Annotated in this window: 20 protein-coding genes; 12 read left to right on the plus strand and 8 right to left on the minus strand. The window is 71.6% G+C overall.

All coding sequences use genetic code 11. From position 1 onward, the window contains the following. Nucleotides 1–5: 5 nt before the first annotated feature. Nucleotides 6–1,301, plus strand: a complete 1,296-nt coding sequence (locus tag N5875_RS26085) for a hemolysin family protein (protein ID WP_318211135.1) — start codon at nt 6–8, stop codon at nt 1,299–1,301. Next, nucleotides 1,298–1,651 (plus strand): MmcQ/YjbR family DNA-binding protein, encoded by a 354-nt coding sequence (locus N5875_RS26090; protein ID WP_318211134.1) that lies wholly within the window; start codon nt 1,298–1,300, stop codon nt 1,649–1,651. Before N5875_RS26085 ends, N5875_RS26090 begins: the two co-directional genes overlap by 4 nt. A gap of 40 nt (nt 1,652–1,691) precedes the next feature. Here N5875_RS26090 and N5875_RS26095 read toward each other — a convergent pair whose 3' ends face one another. Then, complete coding sequence (locus tag N5875_RS26095) at nt 1,692–3,107, minus strand: MFS transporter (protein ID WP_318211133.1); 1,416 nt, start codon at nt 3,105–3,107, stop codon at nt 1,692–1,694. 118 nt (nt 3,108–3,225) lie between these two features. Here N5875_RS26095 and N5875_RS26100 point away from each other — a divergent pair, with 118 nt between their 5' ends. From N5875_RS26100 to era, 6 genes are all read left to right on the plus strand, one after another. Further along, nucleotides 3,226–4,086, plus strand: coding sequence for a helix-turn-helix transcriptional regulator (locus N5875_RS26100; RefSeq protein WP_318211224.1), 861 nt, complete (start codon nt 3,226–3,228; stop codon nt 4,084–4,086). 99 nt (nt 4,087–4,185) lie between these two features. Then, nucleotides 4,186–4,548: a cytidine deaminase gene (locus N5875_RS26105; protein WP_030317464.1), complete on the plus strand. Its 363-nt coding sequence runs from the start codon at nt 4,186–4,188 to the stop codon at nt 4,546–4,548. Nucleotides 4,549–4,779: 231 nt separating this feature from the next. Beyond that, complete coding sequence (locus tag N5875_RS26110; protein ID WP_318211132.1) at nt 4,780–5,259, plus strand: hypothetical protein; 480 nt, start codon at nt 4,780–4,782, stop codon at nt 5,257–5,259. Nucleotides 5,260–5,475: 216 nt separating this feature from the next. Further along, entirely contained in the window at nt 5,476–6,807 is a 1,332-nt protein-coding gene (locus N5875_RS26115) for a beta-xylosidase (protein WP_338496472.1), read from the plus strand. A 61-nt stretch (nt 6,808–6,868) separates the two neighbouring features. Further along, nucleotides 6,869–7,837, plus strand: coding sequence for a DUF916 domain-containing protein (locus tag N5875_RS26120; protein ID WP_338496473.1), 969 nt, complete (start codon nt 6,869–6,871; stop codon nt 7,835–7,837). Between the two features lie 30 nt (nt 7,838–7,867). Further along, nucleotides 7,868–8,809, plus strand: coding sequence for a GTPase Era (gene era, locus N5875_RS26125; RefSeq protein ID WP_030317458.1), 942 nt, complete (start codon nt 7,868–7,870; stop codon nt 8,807–8,809). A gap of 163 nt (nt 8,810–8,972) precedes the next feature. Here era and N5875_RS26130 read toward each other — a convergent pair whose 3' ends face one another. Beyond that, the gene (locus tag N5875_RS26130) at nt 8,973–9,224 is read right to left on the minus strand and encodes a protealysin inhibitor emfourin (RefSeq protein ID WP_318211129.1); all 252 of its coding nucleotides are present in this window, start codon (nt 9,222–9,224) and stop codon (nt 8,973–8,975) included. Between the two features lie 21 nt (nt 9,225–9,245). Further along, nucleotides 9,246–10,298 (minus strand): M4 family metallopeptidase, encoded by a 1,053-nt coding sequence (locus tag N5875_RS26135; RefSeq protein WP_338496475.1) that lies wholly within the window; start codon nt 10,296–10,298, stop codon nt 9,246–9,248. Nucleotides 10,299–10,591: 293 nt separating this feature from the next. On the opposite strand from N5875_RS26135, the gene leuA reads away from it, so the two are divergent. Beyond that, nucleotides 10,592–12,364 carry a 2-isopropylmalate synthase gene (gene leuA / locus N5875_RS26140; protein WP_318211127.1) on the plus strand — a complete coding sequence of 591 codons (1,773 nt, stop codon included), beginning with the start codon at nt 10,592–10,594 and terminating at the stop codon, nt 12,362–12,364. A gap of 339 nt (nt 12,365–12,703) precedes the next feature. Continuing rightward, nucleotides 12,704–13,396, plus strand: a complete 693-nt coding sequence (locus N5875_RS26145) for a TerB family tellurite resistance protein (RefSeq protein WP_338496478.1) — start codon at nt 12,704–12,706, stop codon at nt 13,394–13,396. A gap of 34 nt (nt 13,397–13,430) precedes the next feature. Here the strand turns inward: N5875_RS26145 and N5875_RS26150 are convergent, their stop codons facing one another. The 5 genes from N5875_RS26150 to N5875_RS26170 all read right to left on the minus strand — a co-directional run bounded on the left by N5875_RS26150 (nt 13,431) and on the right by N5875_RS26170 (nt 19,692). Next, on the minus strand, nt 13,431–14,810 hold the full coding sequence (locus N5875_RS26150; protein ID WP_338496480.1) for an FAD-binding oxidoreductase: 1,380 nt from the start codon (nt 14,808–14,810) through the stop codon (nt 13,431–13,433). An 80-nt stretch (nt 14,811–14,890) separates the two neighbouring features. Next, nucleotides 14,891–16,636, minus strand: coding sequence for a helix-turn-helix transcriptional regulator (locus tag N5875_RS26155; RefSeq protein ID WP_338496483.1), 1,746 nt, complete (start codon nt 16,634–16,636; stop codon nt 14,891–14,893). Between the two features lie 63 nt (nt 16,637–16,699). Then, on the minus strand, nt 16,700–18,070 hold the full coding sequence (locus N5875_RS26160) for an FAD-dependent oxidoreductase (protein WP_318211123.1): 1,371 nt from the start codon (nt 18,068–18,070) through the stop codon (nt 16,700–16,702). Nucleotides 18,071–18,207: 137 nt separating this feature from the next. Next, nucleotides 18,208–19,041, minus strand: coding sequence for a hypothetical protein (locus N5875_RS26165; protein ID WP_338496485.1), 834 nt, complete (start codon nt 19,039–19,041; stop codon nt 18,208–18,210). A 30-nt stretch (nt 19,042–19,071) separates the two neighbouring features. Continuing rightward, nucleotides 19,072–19,692 (minus strand): Scr1 family TA system antitoxin-like transcriptional regulator, encoded by a 621-nt coding sequence (locus N5875_RS26170; protein WP_338496487.1) that lies wholly within the window; start codon nt 19,690–19,692, stop codon nt 19,072–19,074. Nucleotides 19,693–19,824: 132 nt separating this feature from the next. On the opposite strand from N5875_RS26170, the gene N5875_RS26175 reads away from it, so the two are divergent. After that, on the plus strand, nt 19,825–20,046 hold the full coding sequence (locus tag N5875_RS26175) for a hypothetical protein (protein WP_318211122.1): 222 nt from the start codon (nt 19,825–19,827) through the stop codon (nt 20,044–20,046). Beyond that, nucleotides 20,043–20,261, plus strand: coding sequence for a hypothetical protein (locus N5875_RS26180; RefSeq protein WP_318211121.1), 219 nt, complete (start codon nt 20,043–20,045; stop codon nt 20,259–20,261). Before N5875_RS26175 ends, N5875_RS26180 begins: the two co-directional genes overlap by 4 nt. The last annotated feature ends 83 nt before the right edge of the window (nt 20,262–20,344 follow it).

The raw sequence follows: 20,344 nt of genomic DNA on the forward strand, positions 1-20,344 counted from the left end.
CCCCGATGGACGTTTCGCTGATCCTCGGCGCGGTGGCCCTGGTCGTCGTGGCCTGGCTCGCCGCCTGCGCCGAGGCCGGTCTCGCGCGCGTCTCCAGCTTCCGCGCCGCCGAGGCCGTACGGTCCGGGCGGCGCGGGGCCGAGAAGCTCGCCCAGATCGCCTCCGACCCCACCCGCTATCTCAACGTGGCGCTGCTCGTCCGCGTCGCCTGCGAGATGGCGGCCGGCGTCCTCGTCACGTACGCCTGCCTCGAAGCCTTCCCGGAGACCTGGGAGGCGCTGCTCGTCGCCATCGCCGTGATGGTCCTCGTGTCGTACGTGGCCGTGGGCGTCTCGCCGCGCACCATCGGCCGCCAGCACCCGCTGAACACGGCGACGGCCGCCGCGTACGTCCTGCTGCCGCTGGCCCGGATCATGGGGCCGATCCCGCAGCTGCTGATCCTCATCGGCAACGCGCTGACCCCGGGCAAGGGCTTCCGCAAGGGCCCCTTCGCCTCCGAGGCCGAGCTGCGGGCCATGGTGGACCTCGCCGAGCAGGAGTCGCTGATCGAGGACGAGGAGCGCCGCATGGTGCACTCCGTCTTCGAGCTGGGGGACACGCTCGTACGGGAGGTGATGGTGCCCCGTACCGACCTCGTCTGCATCGAGCGGTACAAGACGATCCGTCAGGCCCTCACCCTCGCGCTGCGCTCCGGCTTCTCCCGTATCCCCGTCACCGGGGAGAACGAGGACGACATCGTCGGCATCGTGTATCTGAAGGACCTGGTCCGCAGGACGCACATCAACCGGGACTCCGAGGCGGACCTGGTGTCGACGGCGATGCGGCCCGCCGCCTTCGTGCCCGACACCAAGAACGCCGGTGACCTGCTGCGCGAGATGCAGCAGGAGCGCAATCACGTCGCCGTCGTCATCGACGAGTACGGCGGCACGGCCGGGATCGTCACGATCGAGGACATCCTGGAGGAGATCGTCGGTGAGATCACCGACGAGTACGACCGGGAGCTGCCGCCGGTCCAGGACCTCGGCGGGGGCAGCCACCGGGTCACCGCGCGCCTCGACATCGGCGACCTCGGCGAGCTGTACGGCCTGGGGCCCGACGAGTACGACGACGAGGACGTGGAGACCGTCGGCGGACTGCTCGCGAAGGCGCTCGGCCGGGTTCCGATCGCGGGCGCCAAGGCGGTCGTGGAGCTGCCGGACGGGCGTTCGCTGCGGCTGACGGCCGAGTCCCCGGCCGGCCGCCGGAACAAGATCGTCACCGTTCTCGTGGAACCCCTGGAACCGGAGGAGAAGCAGGCATGACCCCCGACGAGCTGCGCGCCTTCTGCCTGGACTTCAACGACGCGACGGAGGAGTTCCCGTTCGGACCCGACGTCTCCGTCTTCAAGGTCGCCGGGAAGCTGTTCGCGCTCTCGTGGCTCGAATCCGAGCCGCTGCGGGTCAACCTCAAGTGCGATCCGGACGACGCCGTACGGCTCCGTGAGGAGCATCCGGCGATCGCCCCGGGCTATCACATGAACAAGCGGCACTGGAACACGGTGACCGTCGGAGAGCTCCCGGACCGCATGGTCCGGGAGCTCGTCGAGGACTCGTACGACCTGGTGGTCGCGGGTCTGCCGAAGGCCGTACGGCTCCGCCTCGACAGGCCGTAGTCCGCGACGGGCCGCGGCTCTCTCCCCCCCCCGGTCTGGTTCAGGACCGGCGCCGCAGGCCGAGGCCGACCAGGACCGCCGTGCCGAGGACGATCGCCGCGTCCAGGACGAGGACCGTGCGGACGCCCCCGTACAGGTCACCGCCCGTGGTGGCGAGCACGCCGAGCAGCGGGATGCCGATCGTGAGGCCGACCTGCTGGGTGGTCGTGACCAGGCCCGTCGCCAGGCCCTGCTCCTCGTCCGGGACGCCCGAGGTGACGGTCAGTCCGTACGAGATGATCGCGCCGAGGTGGCACATCGAGGCCAGCGAGACGGCGACGGTCGCCAGGACCACGCCCGACTCCTCGCCCAGACCGAGCAGCGCGGCCGTCAGCACGCCCTGACCGGCCAGCGAGCCGACGAGGGTGGCGCGGGCGCCGATCCGGCCGATCACCTTCGGCGCGAGCATGCCGGCCACGACCGACATCACGCCCTGCACGCCGAAGACCAGTCCGGTCGCGAAGGCCGACAGGTCCAGCGTCTCCTGCAGGTAGAGGGTGAGGACGAAGACGACGGTCGACATCATCGAGAAGGTGATCAGACCGCCCAGGTTGCCGAAGGCGACCGTGCCGCGCCGCAGCATCGGCAGCGACACCAGTGGGGCCGCGTGCCGGGACTCGACCCGCACGAAGACCGCCAGCAGCACGATCCCCACCACCAGACCGACCAGCACGTCCGTGCCGCCGAAGCCGCGCTCGGCCGCCGTCGACAGGGCGTAGATCAGGGCGAGCAGACCACCGGTGACGGTCACCGCGCCGGGCACGTCCAGCCGGGGCCGCTCCGGGGTGCGGGACTCGGGGAGCAGGCCGGGGGCCAGCGGCAGCACGATCACGGCGAAGAGGGCGAGCAGGCCCATGGTGGAGCGCCAGCCGAGGGTGTCCGTCATGACGCCGCCGAGGACCATGCCGACGGTGAAGCCGAGCGAGAGCAGGGTGCCGGAGATGCCGAGCGCCTTGTCGCGCAGCGGGCCCTCGGGGAAGGTCGTGGTCAGCAGGGACATGCCGGTGGGCACGATCGCGGCGGCGCCGATGCCCTGGAGGGCGCGTCCGGTGAGGAAGGAGGCCGGGTTCCAGGCGAAGGTGGCGAGCAGCGAGGCGAGACCGAAGAGGGCGAGTCCGGCGAGGAACAGCTTCTTGCGTCCGTAGAGGTCGCCGACGCGGCCGAAGAGCAGCAGGAAGCCGCCGGAGGGCAGCGCGAAGGCGGTGACCGCCCATTGGAGGGCGGACTGGCCGAGGCCGAGGTCGGCGCCGAGGACGGGCAGCGCCACGTTCAGCACGGAGAAGTCGAGCGCGACCATGAACTGGGCGGCGCACAGCACGAAGAGGATGAGCCGGGTGCGGCCGGTGAGGGCCGGGGGAGAGGCCTGAGAGGCGGCCTCGGTTCCGGTGTCCGACGGGGGAGAGGTCAGGGTTGCCATGCCCCCACCCTCGGCGGCCGGGAACAAGGGTGGGGAGCGGGTACTTATCCTGTTGGTCGTACCACCAGGCATCCAGGGGGAGGAAGCACACGTGGCCACCGCTCTCGAGAGCACCACGATGAAGCAGCACCGACTGGGCGAACTGCGCGAGTTCCTGATGAGCCGTCGGGCCCGGGTCAGTCCGGCCGAGGCGGGGCTCCCGGACGGCGGTCCGCGCCGCCGGACGCCGGGCCTGCGCCGGGAGGAGGTCGCGGTCCTCGCGGGCGTCGGGGTCTCCTGGTACCAGTGGCTGGAGCAGGGCCGGGACATCACGGTCTCGCCGCAGGTGCTCGACTCGGTGGCGCGGGTGCTGCGGCTGAGCCCGGCGGAGCGGCGTCATCTGTACGTCCTGGCGGCGCTGAACCCGCCGGCGCCGGAGACGGCTCCGGAGGACCGGGACATGTGTGACGGGCTGCGGCGGCTCATCGACGCGTGGATGCCGTTCCCCGCGCACATCATGGACGCGTACTGGAACACCGTCCTGTACAACGACGCGGCGGCGATCGTGCTCGGGATGAGCCCCGACACCGTGCAGAACTGCCTGGTCGCCTTCTTCACCGACCCGCTGTACCGCACCCGCCTGGGCCACTGGGAGGAGATCGCCCCCCGGGTCGTCGCCCAGTTCCGTTCGGCGTGCTCGGAGAGCCCCGACGACGAGGGCTTCCGGCAGGTCGTCGAGGAGGTCAAGGAGCTGAGCCCGGAGTTCGCGGAGCTGTGGGAGCGGCGGGACATCCTGCCCGGCGGCCAGAACCGCAAGGAGCTGGAGCATCCGCTGGTCGGCACGCTGTACGTCGAGGCGACCCAGCTCAGGGTCCCGGCCCGCCCCGACCTGGTGATCGTGCTCCACACCCCGCTGCCGGAGGCCGGTACGGCGGAGAAGCTGGAGTGGCTGGTGTCGCCGGAGGGGCGCCGCGGGGCGATGTACCCGGTCGCGGGCTGAGCTTCGTGGTCGTCGCGGGGCCGAGCTTCGGGGTCGTCGCGGGAACCGAGCCTCGGGGTCGTCGCGGGCTGAGTTCCGGGGCGCACCTATGCTCAGGGCATGACACTCAGCAGCGAGCACGGCGACCTCGGCGCCGAGGACCTCAAGATCATCACGCTGGCGCGCAGCGCCCGCGCCCGTAACGGTGTGCCCGAGGGGGCCGCCGTACGGGACGAGACCGGTCGTACGTACGTGGCGGGGACCGTGGAGCTGGAGTCGCTCAAGCTGAGCGCGCTGCGGACCGCGGTCGCGATGGCCGTGGCCAGCGGCGCCCAGTCCCTGGAGGCGGCGGCCGTCGTGTCGAGCGCGGAGTCCGCCTCGGACGAGGACCGCGCGGCGGTACGGGACCTCGGCGGGCCGGAGACCCCGGTCCTGCTGGCGGGTCCGGACGGACAGCTGCGCGTGGCGGTCACGGCGGGCTGAGCGACTCGGCCGCCCCACGGGCGAGCGACGAGAACAGGACAGGAGGACCCGGCGTTCGCGCCGGGTCCTCCTGCCTTTGTGTCTTTGTGAAGGATCACCGCATCTTCTCTTGCCTTCCCATGCGGTCTGCGTCTCAATGAACACCGGTTCGCCCGACGGACCGTCAGATCTCCACCATCCACGCAGTGTCCGCACCCCTGCGTTCGCCATCGGAAGGGGTTCGAACTCGCCATGAGAAGCAGAAGCACCTTAGGGACCGTCGCGGTCCTCGCCGGAGGACTCGCCGCCGCCTCGCTCGCCTTCGCGCCGACGGCCGCCGCCGTCTCGCCGGGCTCGGCCACGGCGACGTACGACTGCGGTACGTGGGGCGGCGGCGGCGCCACCCTCGTCGCGACGCAGAACGGAACGGCCGCCACCATCACCGTCACCTCGGCCGTCACGACGCCGATCGCGGTCGGCGCCGACCAGATCAACGCCACGCTGACGATGGCCAAGGCCGGCGGCGGTACGAGGGTCTTCACCGGCAAGAAGAACCCGCCGCTCGCCGGCGGGGGGTCGGTGGTCATCGGCCCGCTGAGCGGGACCGTCGCCTCCGGTGACAGCCTCAACTCGTACTTCGCGGGTGTCGCCCTGAAGATGGTGATCTTCGGGATCACGGTGAACTGTGACGCGGTGACCTCCCAGTCGCCGGGCCCGTTCGTCTTCAGCTGAGCCCGTACCGACCGGACCGGTGTCGCCCTGGGCGGCACCGGTCTCCGTCGTGTTCCGGCACCCTGGAAGAGGCGGCTGACCTGGGGAAACGTCTCCCGGCCCGAGGATCTTGACAGTATCTGATGGGTCATCAGTCGATGTCTTTCGCTTGCATTGACTTCTCTCCGCCCGCAGCCGTCAATGGCGCCCACTCATCCCTCAGGAGGGGGCACACCCATGGCACTCACCCGATCCCGGGCGGCGGCCCGAAGACGGCGCTGGACCGCCGTCCTCGGCGCCACCGCCCTCGCGGTCGCAGGAGGCGCGCTCGCGGCCCCGGCCGGCGCGACCACCACCTCCCAGCCGGTGGAATTCCAGACCCGCTGCGTCCCGCCGCCGATCGCCGGCATCCCGCCCATCACGGGCACGACCACCGCCGAGATCACCGTCGACAAGAGCAGCCCCAAGGTCGGCGACACGGTCACGGTGACGTACACGATCACCAAGCCCGCCGCGTCCAACCCGGTCGACCTCGCGCTCCCGGCCGACATCATGACGCCCAGCGGCAAGGTCGTCCTCGGCGGCGCCCAGACCGGCGCGGTCACCGTCAACGGCCCCAAGAAGAACCCGCCGGTCCCCGGCAAGGGCTCCTTCCCCGCCTTCTCGATGACCGGCACCTTCACGGTCACCCAGGCCGGGTCGATCACCCTCTCGCCCGGCGACTACAACATCCACACCAGCTACCTCATGGAGCTGGACACCCCCTGTACGGTCCTCGACCCGCCCGCCCCGGTCTCCGAGACGGTCACGGCGAGCCCCGTGACCAGCCCCAACACCCGTGCGCTGGCGCTCGACACCGCGTCCGGCGACCCGGGCGTCCGGGTGACCGTCAACGGTTCCAAGTTCACCCCGCTCACCGACGTCACCGTCGTCGGCCGCGCCGGAGCGGCGGAGACCGCGGACAGGATGACCGTCACGACCGACAGCGAGGGCTCCTTCGCCGCGCGTCTGAAGGTCAACGACGTGGCGACCACCGGCATCGTGGCGTACGAGGGCGGGGCCTGGGACCCGGACAAGGGCGCCGGCCCCGCCGCGTACAAGGTCGTCGTACCGGCGCCGCCGAACAGCCAGACGATCACGGCGGCCGTCACCGCGGGCGAGCTGTCCATGACCCAGGCCGGGGACGCCGTCCAGCTGTCGTCCGTCGACTTCGGTCAGGGCGGCGCGGCCACCGGCGACCTCAAGACGGTGACGGTCAAGGACTTCCGCGGCGGCCCCGCGGGCTGGTCCCTCACCGGCAAGGTCACCGACTTCACCGGCACCGGCGGCTCCATCGGCGCAGGGAACCTCAGCTGGACCCCGGCCTGCACCGCCAAGGCCGGCAGCCCCAGCACCTGCGCGGCCGGCTCGTCCGGTCCGGTCGGCAGCGGCGGCGCGACCCTCGCCTCCACACCGAACGGCGCCCTCACGGGCGGCGAGTTCACGATCGACGCGGGGCTCTCCCTCGACGTCCCGGCCTTCACGGCGCCGGGCTCGTACGCGGGCGTGCTGACGCTCACCCTGTCCTGACCACCGTGCGGGCCGGGCGCGCACCCGGCCGGCCCGCTCCGCACCCCGGGGGTGCCGACTCGTGCGCACGCTGTACGTCCTCCTCCTGAGCGTCCTGCTGCTGCTCCTGGGCCCCGCCCCGCACGCGCGGGCCGCCGAGAACGGCGAGTGGGCCGTCTATCCGGCCGCCGCCCAGCTGGGCAGCCGCCCCTACTTCTTCCTCACCGCCGATCCGGGCTCCACGCTCACCGACCGGGTCACCGTCGCCAACAAGACGGCCGCCCCGCTGACCTTCCGGCTCTACGGCGCCGACGCCTACAACACCGACCGGGACGGCGGCTTCGCCGTCCGCACCCAGCGGGAGAAGCAGACCGGCGCCGGTGCCTGGATCACGCCGGAGCGGACCCGGATCACCGTCCCGCCCGGCTCCGCCGTCACCGTCCGGTACACGCTGACCGTCCCCGCCGACGCGGACCCCGGCGACCACCCCGGGGCGCTCGTCGCCCTCGACGAGCGGATCAGCCCCGGCGGGAAGGGCGCCGTCGCCGTCGGCGTCCAGCGCGCCGTCGCCGCCCGCCTCTACCTGCGGGTCAACGGGCCGACCGTGCCCGCCCTCGGCGTCGAGGACGTCACCGTCGACCAGGACCGGCCGCTGGTCCCCGGCGCCGGTACGAGCAGCGCGGTCGTCTCGTACACGCTGCACAACCGGGGCAACGTCACCCTCAACCCCAAGGTCGCCCTCAAGGCGGAGGGCCTCTTCGGACGCACCCTCCTCGACCGCGACCTCGCCAAGGTGCCGTCCGAGCTGCTGCCCCGGCAGAAGATCCGGCTCACCGAGCGGTGGACCGGATCCCCGCAGCTCGACTGGGGTGACATCACCCTCACCGCCACCGCGAAGGACGTCCGGGAGACGGGCACGGTCTCCTTCCTCGCCCTGCCCTGGCTCGCCGCCGCGACCCTGCTCGTCGGGGGCGCCGCGGGCCTCTTCGGCCTGCGGATCCGGCGGCACCGGGCGGCCCGCGCGGAGCCGGGGGCGCACGTGAGTACGTGAGGTGGGCGCTCATCGGGGACAATGGCCCCCATGAGCGCTCGCAACCAAGAAACCGAAGCCGTCCACCGGGCCGGCTTCGCCTGCTTCGTCGGCCGCCCCAACGCGGGCAAGTCCACTCTCACGAACGCTCTGGTCGGTCAGAAGGTGGCCATCACCTCGAACCGGCCGCAGACCACCCGGCACACCGTCCGGGGCATCGTGCACCGCCCGGAGGCGCAGCTGATCCTTGTGGACACCCCCGGCCTCCACAAGCCGCGCACCCTCCTCGGCGAGCGGCTCAACGACGTCGTGCGCACCACCTGGGCCGAGGTCGACGTCATCGGCTTCTGCCTGCCCGCCGACCAGAAGCTCGGCCCCGGCGACAAGTTCATCGCCAAGGAACTCGCCGGGATCAAGAAGACCCCCAAGGTCGCGATCATCACCAAGACCGACCTGGTCGACTCCAAGACGCTCGCCGAGCAGCTGATCGCCGTCGACCAGCTGGGCAAGGAGCTGGGCTTCGAGTGGGCGCAGATCGTGCCGGTCTCGGCCGTCGGCAACAAGCAGGTCCAGCTCGTCGCCGACCTGCTGATCCCGCTGCTCCCGGAGTCCCCGCCGCTCTACCCGGAGGGCGACCTCACGGACGAGCCGGAGCAGGTCATGGTCGCGGAGCTGATCCGCGAGGCCGCGCTCGAAGGCGTACGGGACGAGCTGCCGCACTCGATCGCGGTGGTCGTCGAGGAGATGATCCCGCGCGAGAACCGCCCGGCGGACCGGCCGCTGCTCGACATCCACGCCAACGTGTACATCGAGCGCCCCAGCCAGAAGGGCATCATCATCGGCCCGAAAGGCAGCCGCCTCAAGGAGGTCGGCATGAAGTCCCGCAAGCACATCGAGGCCCTCCTCGGCACCCCGGTCTTCCTGGACCTCCACGTCAAGGTCGCGAAGGACTGGCAGCGCGACCCGAAGCAGCTGCGGAAGCTGGGCTTCTGACCGCGCGCCTCCACCGTCCGGCCGGAGGACGGCGCAGCCGTCCGAAGCCCGTGCGGCCCCCGGGGCCGCACGGTGCGAGGGCGGCGTCGAGGGAGGGGTCCCGAAGCAGCTGCGGAAGCTGGGCTTCTGACCGCGCCCCTCCACCGGCGTCGCCGGTGAGCGCCTAGGCGCCTTCCTTGAGGACCCTCGACACGAGGGTCCTCTGCGCGTCTGTCAGACGCGGATCGGCGCAGTGCACTGTCCGGCCGTCGATGGTGATCTCGTACGAGAAGCCGTCCGGGACGCCCCGGGCGGCCTGGGCGTCCTCGGCGAGGACGGCGGTGGCCAGCGACTCCCACTCGGGGCCCGTCGCCTCCACCTCCGCCGACCGCTCGATGCCCGCGAAACCGCCCGTGCGCCGCACTCGAATCCGCATGGGACCTGTGTACCAGCCCGATCAGTCGGTCGGTACGCCCACCGCCGACCAGGCCTTCAGGACGGCCTGGATCTCCTCCCCGTCGCCGTACCGCGCCCGCGCCGCCGCCACCGTGGCCGCCGCGAACTCGGAGAATCGGGCCTCGGGGGTGAGCGTCCCGCCGGTCATCACGTCGTACCAGATCTGCCCGGCCCGCTCCCAGGCGTTCCCGCCCAGCTCGGTCGCCGCCAGGTAGAAGGCGTGGTTGGGAATGCCGGAGTTGATGTGGACGCCGCCGTTGTCGCGGCCGGTGCGGACGTAGTCGTCCATGTGGCCGGGCTGCGGGTCCTTGCCGAGGACGTCGTCGTCGTACGCGGTGCCCGGGGCCTTCATGGAGCGCAGCGCCGTCCCCTCCACGTTCGCGTGGAAGAGGCCCTCGCCGATGAGCCAGTCGGCCTGGTCGGCGGACTGGCCGAGCGCGTACTGCTTCACGAGGGAGCCGAAGACGTCGGAGACGGACTCGTTGAGGGCGCCGGACTGGCTGAAGTACTCCAGGTTCGCCGAGTACTGGGTGAAGCCGTGGGCCAGCTCGTGGCCGATGACGTCCACGGGGAGGGTGAAGTCGAGGAAGATCTCGTCGTCGCCGTCGCCGAACACCATCTGCTCGCCGTTCCAGAAGGCGTTGCCGTACTTCTCGTCGTAGTGGACGGAGGCGAGCAGCGGCAGCCCGGAGCCGTCGATCGAGTCGTGCCCGAAGGCGTGGAGGAAGAGGTCGAAGGTGGCGCCCAGGCCGGCGTACGCCCGGTTGACGGTGGCGTCCCCGGTCGCGGCGTCGCCCTCGCCGCGGACCTTCGCGCCGGGCAGCTCGGTGCCGCGCTCGCAGTCGTAGATCGTGCGGTGCGGCTTGCCGGCCTCGGCGGGGGCGAGCGTGGGCTCGGTGCCGGGCAGCGGCAGGATCCGGAACGTACGGGCCGAGGCGTCCGCGATGAGCGTGCGGCGCGCGGCCGCGGCGACGGCCGGGTTCGAGGAGTGCGCCAGGTGCTCCAGGAGGTGCGGGGGGACGATCGAGCAGAAGACAGGCGTCTGGGGAGTCATGCTCGCAATGTGGCACTGAGTGAGTCCACTGTCACGGGGTGAGACGAGGATTGGCGAAATGGAGTGATGCGTCACTGTTCGCCCTTGACGCGGGCGCCGTCCCGCATACTGATACGGGACGTCCGTCTCCGACGTCCCTGGGCTAGGCTGCGGCACATCATGCGTTTCGGGCTGCTTCTCCTTAGCTGCCGCGGCGAGGGCCTGTAGTCGTAGGCCGACCCCCTCCCCGCGGGACCTGGTGTTGCGTTCGACAGTCGGCCGTCCTTCTTGCTGGACCCGAGGAGCCCAACGCAATGACCCAGTCCCCGTTCGTCAGCCGCCCCACGCCGATCACCAACGCGACGCAGCTGCAGAAGCCGTCCGGGATGCCGATCCACAAGTACGGCCAGTACGAGCAGGTACGGATCCCCGACCGCACCTGGCCCGAGCAGCGGATCACCAAGGCCCCGCGCTGGCTGTCCACCGACCTGCGCGACGGCAACCAGGCCCTGATCGACCCGATGTCCCCGGCCCGCAAGCGCGAGATGTTCGACCTGCTGGTGCGCATGGGCTACAAGGAGATCGAGGTCGGCTTCCCGTCCTCCGGCGAGACCGACTTCGCGTTCGTGCGCTCCATCATCGAAGAGGGCGCGATCCCGGACGACGTCACCATCTCCGTCCTGACCCAGGCCCGCGAGGACCTGATCGAGCGGACCGTGGAGTCCCTGGTCGGCGCGAAGCGCGCCACCGTCCACCTGTACAACGCCACCGCGCCCACCTTCCGCCGGGTCGTCTTCCGCGGCTCGAAGGAGCAGATCAAGCAGATCGCCGTGGACGGCACCCGGCTGGTCATGGAGTACGCGGAGAAGCTGCTCGACGAGCGCACGATCTTCGGCTACCAGTACAGCCCCGAGATCTTCACCGACACCGAGCTGGACTTCGCCCTGGAGGTCTGCGAGGCGGTCTGTGACGTCTGGCAGCCGGGCCCGGGCCGCGAGATCATCCTGAACCTGCCCGCCACCGTGGAGCGTTCGACACCGTCCACGCACGCGGACCGCTTCGAGTGGATGTCCCGGAACCTGACCCGCCGCGAGCACATCTGCGTATCGGTCCACCCGCACAACGACCGCGGTACGGCCGTGGCGGCGGCCGAGCTGGCGATCATGGCCGGCGCCGACCGCATCGAGGGCTGCCTGTTCGGGCAGGGCGAGCGCACCGGCAACGTCGACCTGGTGACCCTGGGCATGAACCTGTTCAGCCAGGGCGTCGACCCGCAGATCGACTTCTCGCAGATCGACGAGATCCGCCGCACCTCCGAGTACTGCAACCAGATGGAGGTCCACCCGCGCCACCCCTACGCGGGCGACCTGGTCTACACCGCCTTCTCCGGCTCCCACCAGGACGCCATCAAGAAGGGCTTCGACGCCATGGAGGCCGACGCGGCCGCCAAGGGCGTCACCGTCGACGACATCGAGTGGGCCGTGCCGTACCTGCCGATCGACCCGAAGGACGTCGGCCGTTCCTACGAGGCCGTCATCCGGGTCAACTCGCAGTCCGGCAAGGGCGGCATCGCGTACGTCCTGAAGAACGACCACAAGCTGGACCTGCCCCGCCGGATGCAGATCGAGTTCTCGAAGATCATCCAGCAGAAGACCGACAGCGAGGGCGGCGAGGTCACCCCCGCCGCGATCTGGTCCGTCTTCCAGGACGAGTACCTGCCCAACCCGGACAACGCCGGTGCTCGCTGGGGCCGCATCCAGCTGCGCTCCGGCCAGACCACCTCCGACACGGACGGCACGGACACGCTGACCGTCGAGGCGGTCGTCGACGGCGCCGAGACCGTCCTGACCGGCTCCGGCAACGGCCCGATCTCCGCCTTCTTCGCCGCCCTGCAGGCGATCGGCGTGGACGCCCGCCTGCTGGACTACCAGGAGCACACGATGAGCGAGGGCGCCTCCGCGCAGGCCGCCTCGTACATCGAGTGCGCCATCGACGGCCAGGTCCTGTGGGGCATCGGCATCGACGCGAACACGACCCGCGCCTCCCTGAAGGCGGTCATCTCGGCGGTCAACCGCTCCGCCCGCTGACCCGGTCCCCGACGGACGGCCCCCGCACCCTTCCGAGGGGCGGGGGCCGTCCCGTTTCCTGCCCGGGTCATGTTTCCGGGCTCGGCGCCACCCCGGAGGGTGATCTCGCGGCGACCGCTTCGGCCATCGAGTCCGGTGCGATCGGCCCGGTGGAGGCGGGCGGCGGGGCCGGCGAAAGCTTTCTGGCCTTCACAAAGCGCCGCCGCCGCGCCGTGCGGACGGTGACGTGTCTCGGCCATCTCCACGGTGAAGTCCTGACGGGGTGCTGACGCCACATCAAGGATGTGGCTAACATCACGCCAACGCCGGCAGTGCAGCCGGGCCGTTGAGGAGGTGCGTGTGCGGTCTGCCCGGAATTCACGTGGTGGGAAAGTGGGCGTCTGCGGAATCCGCACCTCCTGGAACACGGTCGGAGACGGCGAGTTCTTCTGCGAGGAGTGCGGCGGCGACCGCAACTACCGGCGCCGCACCGGCCGCCGCAGGTTCGCCGTCCTGGGGGTCCCGGTCCTGCCCCGGGGCTGTACGGGACCCGTCGTCGAATGCGCGGCCTGTCACACGCACTTCGGTACGGAGGTGCTCGACCACCCCACGACCAGCCGCTTCTCCGCGATGCTGCGGGACGCCGTGCACACCGTCGCCCTCGCCGTGCTCGCGGCCGGCGGCACCGACTCGCGCGCGGTCCTCGACCGGGCCGTGAGCGCCGTCAGGTCCGCCGGGTTCGCCGAGTGCACCGCCGTCCAGCTCGTCGACCTCGTCGAGGCCCTGGAGGCCGACACCGGGCGCTTCATGCCCGAGGTGAACCCCGAGGGCACGCTCCTCGCGATCGAGCTGCACGAGGCCCTGGAGCCCCTCACCCCGCACCTGGCGCCCTCCGGGCGGGAGTCGATCCTGCTCCAAGCCGCCCGGATCGCCCTCGCCGACGGCGCCTACAGCCCCGCCGAGCGGGAGGTCCTGGGGACGGTCGGCAACGCGCTCGCGCTCGCCCCGGAAGACGTCGTACGACTGCTCGCCTCGGCCCGGACGGTTTCGTAGGGACGGACCGGACGGTGTCGTGGGGACGGCCCGCTCAGGGCGTGATGTTCTGGTTCAGCCGGAACACGTTGTCGGGGTCGTACCGGCGCTTGACCGTCCTCAGCCGGTCGTAGTTCTGGCGGTAGTTGACCCGTACGCGGTCCTGGTCGTCGGTGTCCATGAAGTTGACGTAGCCGCCCTCCTGGGTGTGCGGGCGCAGGGCCGTGTCGTAGGCGCGGGTCCAGGCGATGTTGTGGTCCGAGTCCGCCAGGTCGGTCCAGGTGCCGCCGAAGGAGTGCGAGAAGACGGCGTCCCGGTACGCGAACGCGGTCTCCTCCGGGCCCACCCGGTGGCAGGCGCCGTCGATCGGGAAGATCGCCGTGTCCGATTCGAGGGACGGCATCGTCGCGCCGTACTCCATGTGGGCCGCGATGGCTCCGTCGGAGAGTCCGCGGCTGAAGTTGCCCTTCCAGTAGTGGTAGAGCCCGGCCGGCAGCTGCTCGTCGAAGAGGGTGTTGACCACCGGGTACGGCATCCGCTCCATGAACCGGCCGATGACAGGACCGAGTCCGTCCAGGCGGGCGAGGACCTTCTCGTCCTCCGCCTCAGGGCCGCTGAAGCAGGTGAAGACGGCGCAGATCGGGCGACCGTGCCAGCGCTCGGGGAGGAACGGTTCCTCCGGGCCCAGCGCGAGGACGAGGATCGGGTTCAGCTCCACGGGGGAGTCCGCGATCAGCTCGCGCCAGCCGCGCGCGACGTCCCCGTCGAGCGGGTAGCAGCTCAGACCGCCGAAGACGTCCGCGACCGGGTGCAGCCGGTACGCGAGGGAGACGGCGACGCCGAAGTTTCCGCCGCCGCCCCGCAGCGCCCAGAACAGGTCCGGGTTCCGCTCGGCGTCGCAGGTCACGAGGGTGCCCTCGGCGGTCACCACGTCCGCGGCGATCAGGTTGTCGCAGCTCAGACCGCACCGGCGGGCCAGGTGGCCCATGCCGCCGCCGAGCGTGAGGCCGCCGATGCCGGTCGTGGAGATCACCCCGCCGGTGGTGGCGAGCCCGAAGGCATGGGTGGCGTGGTTGAAGTCGCCCCAGGTGGCGCCGCCCTCGGCCCGTGCCGTACGGGCCTCCGGGTCGACCCGCACCCCGCGCATCCGGGACAGGTCGACGACGAGCCCGTCGTCCACGGTGCCGAAGCCGGCGACCGAGTGGGAGCCGCCGCGCACCGCCAGGGGGAGCTCGTGCTCCCGGGCGTACAACACCGCCGCCATCACGTCGCCGGCGTCCACGGCGTGGACGACGACGGCCGGGCGGCGGTCGTGCAGGGCGTTGTAGACCCGGCGGGCCTCGTCGTACGAGGGGTCGCCGCGGGTCACGACGGTGCCGCGCACGGCACCGCGAAGCGTGTCGGGATTGGTCAGGGGGTTGGTCGTGGTGGTCATGACTCCGGTGTAGCCCGGTGGGCTTCCGGCGCGCATCGCCCGAATCACCCATGCTCCGGCAACCGGTCCGTATGGGCCGTTCAGACCAGGTCGTGCGCGTACGCGTAGGCCGTGGCGGAGGCGCGGGAGCCGACGCCCAGCTTGGCGAAGATGTTGTTCAGGTGCCGGGCGACGGTGTGCTCGCTGATCACCAGCTCACGGGCGATGTCCTTGTTCGTGCCGCCCGAGGCGACCAGCCGAAGCACCTCCGCCTCCCGCGCGGTGAGCCCGCCCGGGAGCCGCCGCCGCGACCCGCCGGTCAGCAGCGCCGCCGCGACCCGGGCGTCCGGTACGGCCCCGAGCCGTTCGAAGGCCGCCCGCGCGGTGCCGAGCTCCAGGCGGGCCGCCTCCTCGTCGCCCGCGGCCCGGCAGGCGGCCGCCAGCAGCATCCGTACCTGCGCGGCCTCGTACGGCACCCGCAGCTCCAGCCATCCGGCGAGCGCCCGCCGCAGCGGGAGCAGCGCTTCGGGGCGCTTCTCGGCGAGGGCCACCGAGCCGAGGGCCGTGTCGGCCAGGGCACGCAGCAGGGGTACGTCTCCGTCGGCGTCTCCCGCGAGGGCGTCGAGGTCCGCCGCCGCCTCCGCCGCCCCGGCGACGTCACGGACGGCGAGCGCCACCTCCGTACGGGCGGCAAGGAGGCGGGCCCGGCCCAGGACGTCGTGGTCGGGGTCGTTCCGGCAGGCCAGGGCCAGCTCGACGCCCGCCACGGCCGCGGCGGCCCGGCCCTGCGCGAGGCGAAGCAGCGCGAGGCCCGGCTGCGGGATGCGGCCCAGCTCGTGGGCGTGCCCGTACGAGACGGCGGCCGCTTCGAGGCGGCCCTGGCGCCGCTGGACGTCGCCGGCGGCGTAGTACGCGGCGGCGGCCGACTCCAGGCAGTCCACGGGCACCTCGCGGCAGGCCTGCCGGGCCTCGGCCTCGGCGAGCGCCCAGGCCCCGAGGAGGTCGAGGACCTCGACCCGGTGGGCCCGGCAGACGCCCCGGAAGGGGTTCTCGCCGGAGGGGACGGTCATGGGGGCCGGGGCCGTCTCCGTGGCGGCGTCCTTCGCCGCCACGTCCGTGTCCGGCGGGCGGCCCGTCCACGGCGGGGCGCACCACTCCATCGCCGCGTTCGTCCACTCCACCGCCCGCGCGAAGTCGGCGGCCTCCATGCACTCGGTCAAGGCGAGGCAGTACAGCCAGCCCGTGACCATGCCGCTCAGTTCGCCCGCCGACACCGCGCACATGGCGTCGTCGAGGAGGGCGAGCCCCTCGGTCCTGCGGCCTGCCGCGAGGAGCACGTGGGACTCGGTGCGGCGGCTGAGGGCGAGCAGGTCGGGGCTGCCGCAGGCGAGGGCCAGGGCGGTCATGCGGCGGGTCGCGGCGAGGGCGGACGCGTGGTCGCCGTGCGCCGAGGCCTCCTCGGCCTCCGTCATCGCCAGGAAGCACTGCTCGGGGCAGTCGGGCAGGTCCTCCAGGTGGTGCCGGGCCCGGTGGAGCCAGCCGGCGGCAGCGGCGGGGCGCCCGAGACCGGCGTACTCGTAGTACAGCCACCAGGAGGCGAGCCCGGCGCCCCGGTGGTCGTCGGCCGCGAGATAGGCGGCGTGCGCCCGGAGCCGGGCGGTCACGGACTCGTCGACGTGCCCGGACCACCAGGCGGCGTCGGCGAGCACGGAGAGGTCGTCGGCGGTCAAGCCGCGCGAGGGGTGCCGGTCGTGGGCGTGAAGCAGCTCGTACGCCTCCGCCCAGGACTCACGCCCGGCGGCGTCCCTGGCGCGTTCGACCGCGTCGATCGTGGTGGGTACGGACATGGCTCTCGCCCCTTCCCGGTCCTTTCAGGGTAGGACCGGGAAGGGGCGAGAGCCTGCGCGGTGCTACTTGATCGCGCCGCTCGCGCGCAGCATGTCCTCGCGCTCGACGATCTTCACGCGCTCGCGGCCCTGCGGCTCGCCGAGTGCCTTCTCGGCGGCGTCCAGGGCGTACCAGCCCTCCCACGTGGTGTACGTGAGGCCCTTGCCCTCCAGGAAGGACACGACGGCGTCCGTCTCCGGGCTGTCGGGGGTGAGCAGGCGGCCGTTGGCGAAGTCGTCCAGGAGGTTCGCCACGGTCTCGTTGGCGTCGCCCTTGGTGTGGCCGATGAGGCCGACGGGGCCGCGGCGGATCCAGCCGGTGCAGTACGTGGACGCCATGTGCTCGCCGGTCTCCTCGACGACCCGGCCGCCCTCGTCCGGGACGGTGCCGCTGACGGCGTCCCAGGGGAGCTTGGGCAGCTCGTCGGAGAGGTAGCCGACGGCGCGGTAGACGGCCTGGACGTCCCAGTCCGTCGTCGTGCCGGTGCCCTTCACGTTGCCCGTGCCGTCCAGCTCGGTGCGCTCGGTGCGCAGGCCGACGACCCGGCCGTCCTCGCCGAGGATCTCGACGGGCGACTCGAAGAAGTGCAGGAAGAGCTTGTGCGGGCGGTCGCCGACGTCGCGGATCGCCCAGTTCTCCAGGGTCTTGGCGACCATGTCGGTCTGCTTGTTCTTGCGCCGCTCGGCGATCGAGCCGTCGTCGTAGTCGATGTCCTCGGGGTTGACGATGACCTCGATGGTGGGGGAGTGGTCCAGCTCGCGCAGCTCCATGGGGCTGAACTTGGCCTGGGCCGGGCCGCGGCGTCCGAAGACGTGGATCTCGACGGCCTTGTTGGCCTTGAGACCGTCGTAGACGTTGGCCGGGATCTCCGTCGGCAGCAGCTCGTCGCCGGTCTTGGCGAGGATGCGGGCGATGTCGAGGGCCACGTTGCCGACGCCGAGGACGGCGACCTTCTCCGCTTCGAGCGGCCAGGTGCGCGGGACGTCCGGGTGGCCGTCGTACCAGGAGGCGAAGTCGGCGGCGCCGTACGAGCCGTCCAGCTCGACGCCCGGGATGCTCAGCGGGCGGTCGGCCATGGCGCCGGTCGAGAAGATCACGGCGTCGTAGAAGGCACGCAGGTCGTCGAGGTGGACGTCGGTGCCGTAGTCGATGTTGCCGAAGAGGCGGACCTGCGGCTTGTCGAGCACCTGGTGGAGGGCGTTGACGATGCCCTTGATGCGCGGGTGGTCGGGGGCGACGCCGTAACGGATGAGGCCGAAGGGGGCGGGCATCCGCTCGAAGAGGTCGATGGACACACCCGGCTCGGCGGCGGCCTCGGACTTCAGCAGCGCATCGGCGGCGTAGATTCCGGCGGGGCCGGCGCCGACGATCGCGACCCGGAGGGGGCGGGGCATGACTGGGTTCCCTTCGCAAGCGACGTGGCGGCGAAGCCGCCGACACTTAGGTCACCCTAAATAATGCACGTCGCGGAGCGGTACCCGCCCCCGGTCTATGGACTCATAAGCCGGACTTATGAGTTCCATAAGTGAGGCTAGGCGGGCTCGGAGAGGTTGAGGGTGCCCGCGAAGGCCGAGACGGTCATCGCGATCATGCCGCCGTAGGAAACGAGCCCGCCGAAGGCGCAGAACAATCCGAGGGCGAGCTCCCCGCGCCGCAGGAGCGCCGCCCTCGGCAGGATCACGTTCCCCGGCTCGTGCGGGTCGTAGCAGACCTTGACGGCCATGCCGCCCGCCCAGGTGGTCACCTGACGGATCAGGCCCGCCGGGTCCGTGTACAGGTACATTCCCGGCCTGTCCGGCACCTCCGCGGCGAAGGTCGTGATGCCGTGCCGCATCAGGCGCCACTCGCGGTACCAGCTCGTCAGCGCGACGACGCTGATGACGGTGGACCCCGCCGCGGCGAAGCCCATGGGGAGGAAGAGCGCGACCCCGAGGGCCTCTCCGGCGACGGCGATGAGCACGCACAGGAGCGCGACCAGGGCGGTGGTGCCGAGCGACCACCGCTTGACGAGCCGCATCCTCCGTTCCCGCCGGTCGAGGGGCAGGGTCTGCGCCTCGACGAGCGCGGAACCGTCGGCCGCCGTGTCCCGGCCCGGAGTCCCGTCCAGGGCGGCGTTCACGTTCGCCGCGAACATCGTCGCCCCCGCCTCGCTCGCCCCCTCGATCCGGTGCTCCACCGGTACGGCCCCGGCCGCGGCCGTCAGCTCGACGGCGACCGCCCGCCCCTCGGCGCGCACCTGCCCGATCGCGGCCAGCGGGATCCGCATCTCCTCGCGGGCGGTGCGGAGGTACAGCGCGTCGCCCTCGAACTCGAGGGAGGTCTTCTTGCTGCCCTGCACGACGGGTATGGAGGGGTTGATCGACATGGGCGCGATCGTAGAGGCAGGGCCGACGCCCTACCAGCCCTTCAGGCTCGCGACGAGCGACCAGCCGTCGACGCGGTAGACGGCCGCGTCGGTGCGCAGCTGCTCGACGCCGGACCGGACGAGATCGTAGGCGCGCTGTGCCTGCTTCACCACCGCCGGACCGTCAAGGAGCGACCCCGTGAACGCGGTCTCCGTAAAGGCCGTTGGTGGCTGGTCCTCGAACTCCATGAGCGTGAGCGTGCCGGTCATGTACGCGTGTGCGCCGACTGAGCGAGGCGGGACGGTCACCAGTGCTCGCCGCTCTCGGGCCGGCGTGGCGATGTGGTCCGGTGCCGCGGCCGTCACGGCCGGGCCGCCCACGGGGGTGAGCACCCCGTTCTCGTGCAGGATGGCCCAATACCCGGGCCCTGTATTGTCGGTGAGCTTGCGAACCGTGCGTTCGAAAATACCGCCGGTTTGTAGGACCCCGTCGATTCTCTGCGCCACATCCAACTGCGGCTTTCGAATTCCCTGCTCGAACAGGCCGATGTGCGCCCCCGAGACGAACACCCGTCCGCCCAGTTCCTCCTGCGTAAGCCCCGCAGCCTTCCTGCGCTCCTCGAGTGCCTCCCCGAAGAACACCCACGCGTCCTGCTGCTTGCCTTTGGCCATGGACTAACTCCCCAAGGCCACGCCCCAGTTGTGCGACCTGCGCATCTGCCGATTCTACGGATCCCGCCCCACCCTGGTGAGGCGAAGCAGGAAATGGATTCAGAAAGGCATACGTTGGTGAAGGAAGACATCATGAAGACGACCACGGGGGCCATCGAAGCCGCACAAGAGGCAGTGACGGAATTGCGCGAGGCGCTCGCGAGGGCCGGAATCCGGCTTCCCTCGCTCGGGCTCGACGTCGTCACCCTCGCCGCCGATCCTCCGAGGCCGCTCGTCGAATTGGGATGCTGCACGGTGGAAACGGCACGGCTCCTCGCCGCCGCCCTACTGCCGGGGGAGGAGAGCCGGTCATGACCGCACTGCCCATCGGGTCGTACGTCGTGGAGATCCGCACCGGGCGGGTCGGGAGAGTGATGGGGTACGAGGGGCCGTACGTCCAGATCCGCCCGCTCGGTGGCGGGCGGGAGTGGGACGTGGAGCCCGAGGAGGTCCGGGAGGCCACTTCCTCCGAGCGCCTGAGCGCCGCCACGGCGCACGTCAACGCCCGGAGCCGGGGCGAAGTGCCTTGAGCCCGCTCGGGTGAAGTCCCCCCGGCGGTCGGTTGGTCCATCCGCCGTGCTTGCGCTGCACGCACCCCGCAGCCCCGGTTACG

Source organism: Streptomyces sp. SJL17-4 (genome assembly GCF_036826855.1).
Classification (GTDB): domain Bacteria; phylum Actinomycetota; class Actinomycetes; order Streptomycetales; family Streptomycetaceae; genus Streptomyces.

Coding starts and splice junctions, on each gene's coding strand:
- N5875_RS26085 (WP_318211135.1), top strand. CDS start 6: ATGGACGTTTCGCTGATCCTCGGCGCGGTGGCCCTGGTCGTCGTGGCC.
- N5875_RS26090 (WP_318211134.1), top strand. CDS start 1,298: ATGACCCCCGACGAGCTGCGCGCCTTCTGCCTGGACTTCAACGACGCG.
- N5875_RS26095 (WP_318211133.1), bottom strand. CDS start 3,107: ATGGCAACCCTGACCTCTCCCCCGTCGGACACCGGAACCGAGGCCGCC.
- N5875_RS26100 (WP_318211224.1), top strand. CDS start 3,226: ATGAAGCAGCACCGACTGGGCGAACTGCGCGAGTTCCTGATGAGCCGT.
- N5875_RS26105 (WP_030317464.1), top strand. CDS start 4,186: ATGACACTCAGCAGCGAGCACGGCGACCTCGGCGCCGAGGACCTCAAG.
- N5875_RS26110 (WP_318211132.1), top strand. CDS start 4,780: ATGAGAAGCAGAAGCACCTTAGGGACCGTCGCGGTCCTCGCCGGAGGA.
- N5875_RS26115 (WP_338496472.1), top strand. CDS start 5,476: ATGGCACTCACCCGATCCCGGGCGGCGGCCCGAAGACGGCGCTGGACC.
- era (WP_030317458.1), top strand. CDS start 7,868: ATGAGCGCTCGCAACCAAGAAACCGAAGCCGTCCACCGGGCCGGCTTC.
- N5875_RS26130 (WP_318211129.1), bottom strand. CDS start 9,224: ATGCGGATTCGAGTGCGGCGCACGGGCGGTTTCGCGGGCATCGAGCGG.
- N5875_RS26135 (WP_338496475.1), bottom strand. CDS start 10,298: ATGACTCCCCAGACGCCTGTCTTCTGCTCGATCGTCCCCCCGCACCTC.
- leuA (WP_318211127.1), top strand. CDS start 10,592: ATGACCCAGTCCCCGTTCGTCAGCCGCCCCACGCCGATCACCAACGCG.
- N5875_RS26150 (WP_338496480.1), bottom strand. CDS start 14,810: ATGACCACCACGACCAACCCCCTGACCAATCCCGACACGCTTCGCGGT.
- N5875_RS26155 (WP_338496483.1), bottom strand. CDS start 16,636: ATGTCCGTACCCACCACGATCGACGCGGTCGAACGCGCCAGGGACGCC.
- N5875_RS26160 (WP_318211123.1), bottom strand. CDS start 18,070: ATGCCCCGCCCCCTCCGGGTCGCGATCGTCGGCGCCGGCCCCGCCGGA.
- N5875_RS26165 (WP_338496485.1), bottom strand. CDS start 19,041: ATGTCGATCAACCCCTCCATACCCGTCGTGCAGGGCAGCAAGAAGACC.
- N5875_RS26170 (WP_338496487.1), bottom strand. CDS start 19,692: ATGGCCAAAGGCAAGCAGCAGGACGCGTGGGTGTTCTTCGGGGAGGCA.
- N5875_RS26175 (WP_318211122.1), top strand. CDS start 19,825: ATGAAGACGACCACGGGGGCCATCGAAGCCGCACAAGAGGCAGTGACG.
- N5875_RS26180 (WP_318211121.1), top strand. CDS start 20,043: ATGACCGCACTGCCCATCGGGTCGTACGTCGTGGAGATCCGCACCGGG.